Raw genomic sequence first — 11,394 nt, 5'->3', positions numbered from 1 at the left:
AGCCGGCGCCGGCACTCCGCCCTGGATTACCGCTACCCCAACGAGGTCCACTACAGTTACCAGCAGCCGCCCGCGGCAGCGTAGAGAAAACCACTAATCCGCTGTCCGAAATCTCCCAAGCGGCCCAGTTCTTGGTGGTGACACTTCTGCCGATCTGATTGGTGGATGAGTGGAGTTGAGCCTGTTGATCCTCGTGTCCGTTTAGCGATCTCGCAGTGGCCGGATGATCCGCCGCGTGGTGCTGTGACATCGTTCTGTGCCGAGCATGGCATCTCCCGTAAGACGTTTTACGTGTTGCTGGGCCGGGCCCGGGCCGAGGGCCCGGCTGCAGCGTTGGAACCGCGGTCCCGCCGGCCGCGCACGAGCCCGTCCAAGATCGGTGAGGAGGCCAAGGAGCAGGCACTGCGGGTGCGGGCTGCTTTGGAGCGCTCGGGCCTGGACCACGGACCGATCAGCGTGTTCGAGAAAATGAAATCCATGGGCCTGGAACCGGTGCCCTCGGTTGCGTCGCTGGCCAGAATCTTCCGTGAAACCGGTGTCGCGAGGCTGGAGCCGCGGAAGAAGCCCCGGGCCGCGTACCGCCGGTTCGTTTACCCGGCCCCGAACTGTCTGTGGCAGCTGGACGCGACCGAGTACGTCCTCACCGGCGGCCGTAAATGCGTGATCTTCCAGCTCATCGATGACCACTCCCGCTTCGCGGTCGCCTCCCACGTCGCCGCCGGGGAAACATCCGAGGCCGCGATCGCGGTGGTGAAGAAGGGCATCACCGCGCACGGGGTGCCCCAGAAACTGCTCACGGACAATGGGGCCGCGTTGAACCCTTCACGGCGAGGCCGCCAAGGCCAGCTCCTCACGCACGTTACCTCCCTGGGGATCGAGGCGATCACCGGGAAACCCTACAAACCAACCACACAGGGCAAGAACGAACGCTTCCACCGGACCCTGTTCCGTTTCTTGGACAAACAACCCCTCGCCGGGAGCCTTGAACAGCTTCAGGAACAGGTCGACGCGTTCGATCAGCTCTACAACACCGAACGCCCCCACCAGGGCCTGCCCGGACGGATCACCCCGCAACAAGCATGGGCCGCCACACCGGCTGCCGAGCCACCCCACCCGAAACCCGTCCCGACCCTCACCCAGGACAGCACCCACGGCAGCGGCCAGGCCACCCGCATCGCCTACCCCAACGGCAGAGTCACGATCAACAGCGTGGTCTACATGATCGGCAAACCCTACGCCCGGCAGTGCATCCACGCGCTCTGGGACCCCGAGACAATCCAGTTCTTCGATGACCAGGGCACCCACATCACGTCCTACCCCCGTCCACAGGCCGGGACCAAAACAGTCGGAAACGGCAAGCCCCCCGGATTCACGGCGAAACAACCCCCAACCGTCACCGATGTCCTGATACACGAAATGTCACCGATGTCCTGATCCAGAACCGTCACCCATGTCCCGAGACATCACACGACCCAGTCCGACGGCCAAAGTGTGCACATTGTGCACACCACTTTCTTCACGGACACGAATGTCCCGCTATGGCAAATGCGCCCCGTCCGACCAACCGGGCAACCGTCTCAGTCGTCCTGTCCGTCCCCTTGCGACATCCAGTAATCATTGATCGCCTGAATGGCCTGCTCTTTCGTCATCCCGGCAACATCTCGTTCATCTATTCCAACAGTGTGGGTGAGTTGCCAGACCAGCGCTAGGGGAATAGCCGAAGTGCGAGGGGCTGCCATTCCGCGGCCAGGCAGTACTCCGTCATCGACACATGCCCAAAACTCATCCTCACTGACCTCAAGCTGGTCTTGGAGAATATGGTTCCAGATCGAATTCGAATACATTGTTCGATCCACCGGGCGGGATATCCGGGTCCGCAGGATCCGACCATCTTGCAGAATCAACCGGTAGGTCGCGTGATGACGCACTGGTTTCCCGCGGGCATTCGTCACCAACTCCCAGCGCTCGGTTAGACAGAACTTCTCATGGTCGTCCCGTCCGCCTACGCGTCGGACGCTCATGCCACCGAGCCGGTGAGCCAGGCGGTCAATTGCTCATCGGTGGACAGGTCAATGAGCTGAACCAAGGCCCAGTTCTCGCGGTGATTGGGCGCCGCGTGCAAATGGTCCTCCCAATCCTCCGCGTAGTCTCGCAAAGCATCGACAAAGTCCGCCAGGGCTTCACTCAGCTCCGTGGCCTCAGCGGCAAAAGGCTGCCCTGGCATGAAGACAGCCCATGCTCCGTCTTCACTCACGACCTGGACATTGGCGACGACCGTCAATTCCAGATATCGGCGCAGGCTCTCGCCATTGACGACGGCGGCCGTGGCCCGGTCGGGCCGCCGTATTGTGGACAGTCCTCCCCGCTCGCTGAAATCCAGGATCATCTTCAACGAATCCCGCGCCTGGGTAAACCCGTAGACATGTCCACCGACCGTGTCGTGTGTGGGGGTGCTCATACATCAATCATCCGTACGTACACCAGGTACGTCAAGTACGCAGTCCTTCTCTTCCGACCCATAGTCGTCGAGGAGGACCATTTGGCGGCTTGTGCCGTCGCAAGGTCACCGAAGACTGTTCCTGCGGGGATGACGGCCTCACGTGCTTGATAGTTTCCGCGGATCAGTGAACCCGAGCGAGACGTACCCCGGCGCCCGCTTGTTCAGTGAAGCTGCCAGCACCGGAGTGGACTCGTCATGGTAGTCGTGAACGGTCGCGATCGTTTTTCCTGGGTATGGTCGGATAACTCGGCCAGCGTATTGGACCAGCCTGCCCTTGAAGGAAATGGGTGCCGCAAGGAACAAGGTATCCAGCTTCGGACAATCAAAGCCCTCGCCAATATACGAGCCGGTTCCCAGTACCAGCAGCGGCTGTGCGTCATCGGAGTTGGAAAGATGGTCGACGGCGGCATGCCGTTCCTTTGCGTTCATTGCGCCGGTGAAGGCCACCGGCTTCAGACCAGATGCCTCGAACCGGGACCTGAAGGAATCAAGATGGGCTTTCCAGGTCGTCAGTAAGAGGATTCGCGAGTTGTGTTCGTAAGCCGCCATGACGTCGTCGTAGATTTGCTGCAGGCGATCCTCGTTGGCGATCAAGTCCTTGTAAATGGCGGACATCCCGCCAGGCCCGCTGGGGTCAGCGCCGCCATTGTAAGCGTAGGACGTCCGATGCAACTTCAAAGCCAGCGTCGGCTCGGCAATCTCCTGCGAGTGGCGTGGCAGCTGCTGCGGAGCAGGGGGCGAAATGGTGTGCGTGATCTTGCCGAGCTGGTGGTAGATCAGCGAGTCCAGTTTGTCCCGCCGGTACGGTGTAGCCGTCAGCCCCAACCAGTACCGCGCAGGGATCTCGTTCATGACGTGGCTGAACGCCGCGGCGGGGACATGGTGGCACTCATCCACGATGACAAAACCGTACCCGGCGGTCAGCTCGGCAACGTTGTTGCGCCGCGCAAGCGTTGGCAAAAGCGCGACGTCGATGAGTCCCGTTGTCCTTGCACGCCCGCCACCTATTTGGCCGCACTTTTCGTCCATGAACTCGTGTATGCGGCTACGCCATTGGTCAGCCAGGGCCTTGCGGTCAACCAGGACCAGTGTGGATACGCCACGACGCGCAATGGCCGCACAGGCGATGACCGTTTTGCCGGTACCTGGCGGAGCCACCAAAATGCCTTGCTCCGTGGCAGTAGCGGCATCCATTGCGCCTAGTTGCTCCCCGCGGAGACGGGCCGTGAACTCGAAACTGTGAGCAGTGCCGACCGCGCGTTGATCATCAATTCGCAGTGTGCTGCCACTCGATTCGACCAGTTGATGCAATAGGGACAGCAACCCGCGAGGCAATATAAGGTCGCCATCAAGGGTTTCGTCGTAGTTGCGTAGAAAGCGCGGAATGTTCCAGGTCGACCGGCGCTGGCGTTGACGTTCGTAAAACTCTGGGTTCGGCATCGATGCGGCATGCTTGACTGCCGAAATCATGGCTGGCCCCAGGTCCGCGGCTTTGATGGTCAGGCGTGAGGCGAAGACTGTGCGGACGATGAGCGCAGGGCGAGGAACGATCTTGGACGATCGGGGCAGTTCGAGCCGGCGAACCTCGTGACCCAGCTTAACGGCAGGCAGCCTTCGGATGTGTGTGGTGACTTCCCGGTCCGAGAGCCGGTCCAGGCTGGACAGGTACGCCCATTGGTCCTCATACGGTTCCAGGGTCGTAGTATCCAGGAACAATGTGGTGCCGTGCTGGCGGCGTCTTCCGTTCAGCGGTGCAGCAATCAGGTTGCCCAGGCCTTTGCCCGAGTGGATGTCCTGGGATGGAAAAAGCCTGTCGTAACTGGCCAGGCTCATGCTGCCGCGCAATCCCATGGCCTCGTGGATCAGACCAGTGCCCAGCTGGCGTGCGGTTGACGCCGGGATGGCCGTGCTGAAAAAGATCCAGGCATGGGCGCCGCGCCCAGATTGGGACACTTCCAGCGCCGCCGGAATACCGCGGAAGCGTGCAGCCTTGACGTACGCCAAAGCATCCAGCATTGCTGCGCCGCCATCAAAATCCGCCGCTACCCACCAACAGGTGTCCTGTTCAGTCAGGGGATACAGGCCAATGTGCTGTAGCCCGCGCAGATGATCAGCAACGACCCCCGGAGTGAGGGCCAGATAGCTGGCACCGGCCATGTTCGCACCCTTACGCCAGCCACCGGCGACCGCGGGAACCCAACCGGAACGGCCATCTCGCGGATTTTCCCACCGGAGCGCGTAGACATCGCTGCGTGCCCGGAACAAGTCCTGGAAGAAGCGGACTTTTTCCACCGGAGACGAATCCATACTCACCGGGCCACGGTGCATAACGGCGGGAATGACCGGCTGGTCCCGATGCGGAGCTCTTGACTCGGACTCGGTGAGTTCCAACAGTTTCCGCAGCCTGTCATTGTCGCGACGCAGCTCCTCGAGGTCACGCCTCAGGGCGTTGTCTGCCGCATCAGAGAGGCCCGGCAATGCAGTTTGCCCAGCACCTGCAGGGATGTCTTCACTCACAATTTCCATTGTGGGCGGAGGAACCCAGAAGTCCGAAACTTACTGTGAAATGCGTGCGGCCGTAGGCGTCTCCGGCGGCGAACGGCTCGAGCGGGACCAGGCACCTGGGTGGACGAACTAATGCCTGGAATCGATCAGACCGCCGGGTAAGAACCCACTCATGCAATCATGTCGAAAACCGGGCATGCAGTGATGGACAGGTATGACTGATCACCCAGACCGGCACGGCCACGGAGAAAGGACCCACGTGCCGCACACCCTTCATGCTGCGGACGGGCCCGACGCAATCCGCGGCTCCACGACCCGGGTCCTGCCCGCGCCCACAGATAGCCGTCTCAGCCATGAAGCGCCAGGACTAAAGCCAGTCATGTTATGTCGCGGACGTGGCTGCATGAACTCGTGTCAGCAAAAGTAGGCACGGAGGGAGTCACCGATGAGCCACGGCATCATCTGGACACGGGTGTGGACATTTTACACACCCCCTTTGGCCGGACAAACATGCGCCAGCCTCTCCCCCCAAGCCCTAAGAATCAGCGAATCGAGGCCAAGCATCTGGAAAATATTTGGCGCAGGTCATGTCATCACCACAATCTCACGGCGTGAATAGGTACAAGACCAACCACGCCAACCAGAGGTGGTCAGAAAGGAGACACCATTTGACCCCACACCCCAGCAAGGGGACGGCCTACCGGCCAGGGGCCCTGACCCCGCCACCACGCAACCGAACAGGCCACCGCGGCGGCCAGGCAACAGCCCGCACCAAGCGTCAGAGGGACCCGGGCAGGGTCAATGTCCACACGTTAGAGCAAAAACCCCCTCTGACGAGGAGGAATGTTGTGCCCGAGGTGGAACTCGAACCGGGTTCCAGCCCTTGGAAACCCGCCACTCCCCCGTAAACTTCCGCAATCCGGCCCGATCCGGCACCGGTACGACCCGATCCGAAGCCCAGGGTGTGGACACTGTCCACACCCCCTTTTTCTGCCTCACGGCAGTAGCACCGGAGCAGGAGAGGACACCCCAGCCGTCGCTCGGCTCCCTGCCTTTCCCGCTCCAAGACCACGGGTCAGCGGCGACAGCCCGCGCCCAATCATCGTCTTCGTCTGCTTCAAGAATCGTAATCACGGCCATCTACCTCCTTTCCGTCATCTCATGGCGGAACCGGCAAAAACCGACATGACGACCCCGTTACATTTATTGGGTCCCCGACCCATTATTGATCTCTCAACGCTGGCTCGAAGCTGTTTCTCATTGGCGGTGATACCCCCGCCGCAATTCCGGCTCAACGACGGGCAGCTGACTCAGGCAGCGGAGGTTCTTGGTCAAGTTATGGAACGGGCGACAGCTGATGGTGCCGTGGCGCGGCTGCAGGCTTCTATGAGGACGCCGACGGCGCGTTCCAACGCTGCTGCTTCGAAGGTCATGGAGGGGTGGTGCAGCCCGGGTCGGACGTTTGCGCCGACGGCAAGCATGGCAGCCTGGAGCGCGGGGTTCCTTTGAGTGTAGAAGTGGAAGTCATCCGATCCTGAGGTCACAATTCCGGACTGCAGGTGATCGCTGCCTAATGTCGCGGTGATGGCAGATGCGAGGGCATCTTCAGCTTTGATTCCGATGATGGCCGCGGGCACGGCGTCCCGGAAGTCGAGGTTGATTTCCGAGCCGGTTAAGGCGGCCACTGACCGGCACACCCCGACGAGGCCCGTGTGGAGCGTCGACATAGCCTCATTTGTTTGGGCTCGGAGGTCCACACCGAAGGTGCCGCTGCCCGGGATGACGTTGAGGTTCCCTCCACCAGCCTGCAGCAGGGTCATCTTGGCGGAGCTGGGGACCTGCGGATCGACTTTGAGACGCTTGAGCCCTGCCGAAATTTCGAGTGCCACCTCTACGGCGTTAGCCCCGAGGTGCGGTCTTGCCCCGTGGTGGTCATCTCCTGTGATCGTGCCGTACGCAAAGAGGCATGCACCATGCGAGATGGACGGGGCCAGGAAGGGGGACGGAAGTTCACTTTGCGGGCGCAGGTGAACACCGAACAGGTACTCCAGGCCGTCCGTCACGCCGAGGGCTGCCACGAGGTCTGCCCCGTTGCCGAGTTCCTCGGCTGGTTGGAAGATGGCGCGCACTGCGCATTTCAGCTGTTCTGCCTGTTCTGCCAGTTCGAGCATCACGGTAGCGACAACTGCCATGTTCGCGTCGTGCCCGCAGGAGTGGACGACTGCGGTTTTTCCCGCTACTTCCTGCACCAGGGCGTCCATGTCTGCCCTGAGGCCGATGCGCGGCGTGCCTTGTCCAACATCGGCGGTGAAGCCGGGAATGGTCCCGAACTTGCCGATGGTCAATCCTGCAGTTCCCAGCAGTTCGGCCAGGTACTCCGAGGTGCCGTACTCCTTCATGCTGGGTTCGGGGTGGTTGTGCAAGTGCGTCCATATTTCCTGAAGACGACGACGGCGCGTCTCTTCGCGGGTCACCGGCTGATTTCGCATTCGCTCACGGTCAGTTCCGCCAGAACGTCCCGGTCGACGTCGATGCCCAGGCCCGGTCCCTCTGTGATGTGCACTTCGGGCAGGACGTACTGGAGGTTCCCGGGTTCCTTGGTGAATTTCATGGGGCCGGAGAGCTCGGTGGAGACGATGTTGGGGTGGCTGAGGGCGAGATGGAATCCGGCGGCGGAGGCGACGCTGGTTTCCAGCATGGAGCCGATCTGGACTTTCAGGCCGCCGAGTTCAGCCTGGGTGGCCAGGCGGTGACAGGGGGTGATGCCGCCGCTTTTCATGAGTTTGAGGTTCACCATGTCCACTGATCGGTCTTGGACGAATCGGGCCAGGTCGCCGGCGTGGACTACGGACTCGTCGGCCATGAGACAAGTGCTGGTGTCCTGGCGGAGGAGCTTGAAGCCATCGATATCATCGGCCAGGATCGGCTGTTCCACCCAGTCAATCCGGTAGGGCTCCAGGGCGCGGATCATTGCCCGTGCTGTGACTGGATCGGACCAGCCCTGGTTGGCGTCCACGCGGATGGCCAGGTCGTCGTTGATCGCTGACCGGACAGCGCGCACCCGTTCAATGTCCAGGCCGTCGTCGCCGCCCAGTTTCATCTTCAGGTGGCGGTAGCCTTGGCTTCGGGCCTGGGCTGCCTGCTCAGCGAGGACCCCTGGTGGAAGGATACTCAGGACCTTCGCGATGGTGGGTTGTTCGGGCCGGCGTCCGCCCAACAGCGCGTAGATCGGCCGGCCGGCAGCTTTTCCGACCAAGTCCCAGCAGGCGATGTCGACAGCCGCTTTCGCGGCACCGCAGCCCTTGAGTGCGCGGTTTAGTTGCTGGTGGACTGCCGTGATGTCGCGTGGGTCCAGTCCCAGGATCGCTGGGATGAGTTCGGTCTTGAGTGCCTCGACCACTCCCCCGGGTGTCTCTCCGGTGATGTGTCCGTCCGGGACACTTTCGCCGTAGCCGATCGTTCCGTCGTCGGTTTCGAGGGCCAGGATGATGCTCGGCATTGAGTCATAGGTGGCATAGGAGACCACAAAGGGTTCCAGCAAGGGAACATCGATGAGGGTGATGGTGGCGCGGGAAATTTTCATTGAGGGCTCACTGTTCGTGGGATGTGGACGCCGCTGGTGCGCCGGGTTTTTAGGGACCGGATGCTTACATGACGCTTTCGAGGAAGGCGATAGTCCGCGGGTTTTGCGGGTTGTCCAGCACGTCGGCGGGGGCGCCGGATTCCACCACAACGCCGCCGTCCATGAAGACCACGCTGTCCGCGGCGCCGCGGGCGAAGCCGATCTCGTGGGTGACGACGATCATGGTCATCCCGTCAGCGGCCAGGGTGCGCATCACGTCCAGGACGTCGCCGACCAGTTCCGGATCAAGGGCGCTGGTGGGCTCATCGAACAGGAGGAGCTGCGGATCCATCGCCAGGGCCCGGGCGATGGCAACCCGCTGCTGTTGCCCGCCGGAGAGTTGCGCGGGATAGGCCTTTGCCAGGTGCGCGAGGCCGACACGGTCCAGTAGCTCCATTCCCCGCTTGATGGCATGTTGCTTCGGTACTTTCTTGACCCCTACGGGGGCTGCCCAGATGTTTTCCAGGGCGGTCATGTGGGGGAAGAGGTTGAAGCGCTGGAACACCATTCCGATGCCGCTGCGTTGCTTTGCCACTTCGCGGGGGTTCATTTCGAAGATCCGGTCCTGGCGCTGCGCGTAGCCGACCAGTTCGCCTCCCACGGAGATCCTGCCGCCGTCGATCCGTTCCAGGTGGTTGATGCAGCGCAGGAAGGTGGACTTGCCGGAGCCGGACGGGCCGAGGAGGCACATGACTTCGCCGGCATTGACAGAGAGAGAAATGCCTTTCAGCACTTCGACTCCGCCGTAGTGCTTACGGACGTTGGTGGCGACCAGGAGCGGCCGGGCGGGCGCGGGGTGTTCCTGATGCCGGGGGAAGGCCAGTGCCTCGGTCATGGCTGGGGTCCTTTCGATACGGCGTGGATCGGGGTTTTGCGCAGGGCGGCCCGGATCCTGCCGAGGGGGGTGGGGCTTTGCTGGCGGGCGTTGCCCCTGCCGTAGTGGCGTTCCAGGTAGTACTGGGGAACGGATAGCACCGAGGTGAGGAAGAGGTACCAGCAGCTGACCACTACTAGCAGCTCCACCTGCCGCAGGTTCTGGGAGGAGATCTGGGTGGCCACCGTGTAAAGCTCCAGCACCGCGATGACGGAGAGCAGCGACGTGTTTTTCAGCATCGAGATCGTCTCGTTGCCCATCGGCGGAATGATGACCCGCATCGCTTGCGGGAGCACCACCCTGAAGAGGGTGAAGGCCGGGGACATACCCAGGGACGAAGCGGCTTCATGCTGTCCGGTGTCCACGGAGAGCATGCCGCCCCGGATGATCTCGGCCGAGTATGCGGCCTGGTTCAGGGTCATGGCCAGGAGACCGGCGGTGAACGCAGGCACCAGCGTGTTGGTGTCCACGGAAAATACGGTGAAGTCGGTAAAGGGAACGCCGAGAGAGATCTGCGCATAGAGCAGCCCCAGATAGCCCCAAAAAACGACCTGGATCAGCAGCGGTGTACCCCGGAAGACCCAGACGTAGAACCAGGCGAAAGCATTCATCACGGGATTCTTGGAAAGCCGCATGACTGCCAGCAGGACACCCAAGATGGTGGATACCACCATGGAGACTACGGTCAGCATAAGTGTGAGGCCTACGCCGCCGAGGATCCGCGGGTGAAAAAGGTAGCTACTGATCGTCCGGTGGTCGATGTTGGGGTTGGCCCACAGGGAAGATGCCAGAGCTGCGAAGCTGATGCCCAGCAATGCTGCTCCTACCCAGCGCCAGGGGTGTCGAAGTGGAACGGCCACGACGTCATCTGAACCGGAGCCGTCGGTGGAGTGCGGGCCTGCCTGTGCCGGTCCTTCCCGCCGCGGCGCTATTGTGGTGCCCTGTTTCATGGTTTGGTTCCCCCCAGGTTCAGTCCGGCTTCCTTGACGCTGTAGTCGGAGAGGTCGTACTTGGCCAGGATGCTGCCATACGTGCCGTCGGCGATGAGCGCCTGGAGGGCTGTCAGCAGGGCTTTGGAAAGTTCCGCATCCTTTTTCAGCACACCGATTCCGGTATGGACGGGATTGTATCCGGCCGGGTTAGCCGGGTCTTTTACGAGGTCAAAGATCTTGCCGTCACCGGCTGTCTTGGCGGCATACGCCGCCACTGCCGAGTCCACGACGTCGGCGGAGGCTTTCCCTGAACGGACCGCAGTCTGCACGTCCGTCTCCAGCGGGAGTTCCGAAACGCGGATCGGGCTGGATCCCTTGTCTTTGCACTGCTGGTCGTAGCTGCGCAGAATTTCGGCCTGAACGGTTGCCTTCTGCACTGCGACGTCCTTGTCGCATAGGTCAAGGGCTGTGGTGATGTTCTTCGGATTGCCCTCGGGGACAAGAATGGAGAATCCCGCGTGGAAGTAGTCAACGAAATCCAGGGATTCCTGCCGCTCGGGGGTGTCGTTCATCCCCGACATGATGATGTCGTTCTTGCCCGACTGCAGTGAGGGGATGATGCTGTCGAACGCCTGGGTCTGCAGCTCAAGCTTCACCCCGAGCTTCGCACCCAGGGCCTGGGCCAGGTCGAAGTCCAGACCGGTAAGTTGCTGATTTTCATCGAACATCTCCATGGGTGGATACGGGATGTCCGAGGCCACTTTAATTACTCCGGCGGCCTTGTAACGTTCGGGAAGGGCGGCTGCGGCGGCGGGGTCGACATCGGCTGCGGAGATAGTCTTCACCTCCGCGGCCGAAGTTGATCCTGCCCCGCACGCCGTTAGTCCTGAGGCGAGGGCCAGCCCGGCAGCGGCGAAGACTGTTCGGGCTTTGACTGCACGATAATTGGTACGCATTGGTG

9 protein-coding genes are annotated in these 11,394 nt (G+C 61.8%); 1 reads left to right on the top strand and 8 read right to left on the bottom strand.

Annotated features, from left to right (window positions below):
- The first annotated feature begins 165 nt into the window (after window positions 1–165).
- On the top strand, window positions 166–1,434 hold the full coding sequence (locus tag MRBLAR12_RS06875) for an integrase core domain-containing protein (protein ID WP_422653174.1): 1,269 nt from the start codon (window positions 166–168) through the stop codon (window positions 1,432–1,434).
- A gap of 143 nt (window positions 1,435–1,577) precedes the next feature.
- Here the strand turns inward: MRBLAR12_RS06875 and MRBLAR12_RS06870 are convergent, their stop codons facing one another.
- From MRBLAR12_RS06870 to MRBLAR12_RS06835, 8 genes are all read right to left on the bottom strand, one after another.
- Window positions 1,578–1,844 (bottom strand): hypothetical protein, encoded by a 267-nt coding sequence (locus MRBLAR12_RS06870; RefSeq protein ID WP_229996132.1) that lies wholly within the window; start codon window positions 1,842–1,844, stop codon window positions 1,578–1,580.
- Between the two features lie 173 nt (window positions 1,845–2,017).
- The gene (locus MRBLAR12_RS06865) at window positions 2,018–2,458 is read right to left on the bottom strand and encodes a hypothetical protein (RefSeq protein WP_229996133.1); all 441 of its coding nucleotides are present in this window, start codon (window positions 2,456–2,458) and stop codon (window positions 2,018–2,020) included.
- A 138-nt stretch (window positions 2,459–2,596) separates the two neighbouring features.
- Complete coding sequence (locus tag MRBLAR12_RS06860; RefSeq protein WP_229996134.1) at window positions 2,597–5,017, bottom strand: DEAD/DEAH box helicase; 2,421 nt, start codon at window positions 5,015–5,017, stop codon at window positions 2,597–2,599.
- 1,319 nt (window positions 5,018–6,336) lie between these two features.
- On the bottom strand, window positions 6,337–7,494 hold the full coding sequence (locus tag MRBLAR12_RS06855) for an amidohydrolase (protein WP_364744612.1): 1,158 nt from the start codon (window positions 7,492–7,494) through the stop codon (window positions 6,337–6,339).
- Entirely contained in the window at window positions 7,476–8,588 is a 1,113-nt protein-coding gene (locus tag MRBLAR12_RS06850; protein ID WP_364744609.1) for a mandelate racemase/muconate lactonizing enzyme family protein, read from the bottom strand. Before MRBLAR12_RS06850 ends, MRBLAR12_RS06855 begins: the two co-directional genes overlap by 19 nt.
- Window positions 8,589–8,652: 64 nt before the next feature.
- Window positions 8,653–9,462: an amino acid ABC transporter ATP-binding protein gene (locus MRBLAR12_RS06845; RefSeq protein WP_229995359.1), complete on the bottom strand. Its 810-nt coding sequence runs from the start codon at window positions 9,460–9,462 to the stop codon at window positions 8,653–8,655.
- The gene (locus tag MRBLAR12_RS06840; RefSeq protein ID WP_229995360.1) at window positions 9,459–10,451 is read right to left on the bottom strand and encodes an amino acid ABC transporter permease; all 993 of its coding nucleotides are present in this window, start codon (window positions 10,449–10,451) and stop codon (window positions 9,459–9,461) included. The genes MRBLAR12_RS06845 and MRBLAR12_RS06840 overlap by 4 nt, the downstream gene beginning before the upstream one ends.
- Window positions 10,448–11,389, bottom strand: a complete 942-nt coding sequence (locus MRBLAR12_RS06835; RefSeq protein WP_229995361.1) for an ABC transporter substrate-binding protein — start codon at window positions 11,387–11,389, stop codon at window positions 10,448–10,450. The genes MRBLAR12_RS06840 and MRBLAR12_RS06835 overlap by 4 nt, the downstream gene beginning before the upstream one ends.
- Window positions 11,390–11,394 lie beyond the last annotated feature (5 nt).

It is taken from the genome of Arthrobacter sp. LAR12-1-1.1 (assembly GCF_040676555.1).
GTDB lineage: Bacteria > Actinomycetota > Actinomycetes > Actinomycetales > Micrococcaceae > Arthrobacter.
This window is presented reverse-complemented; position numbering and strand designations above follow the sequence as displayed.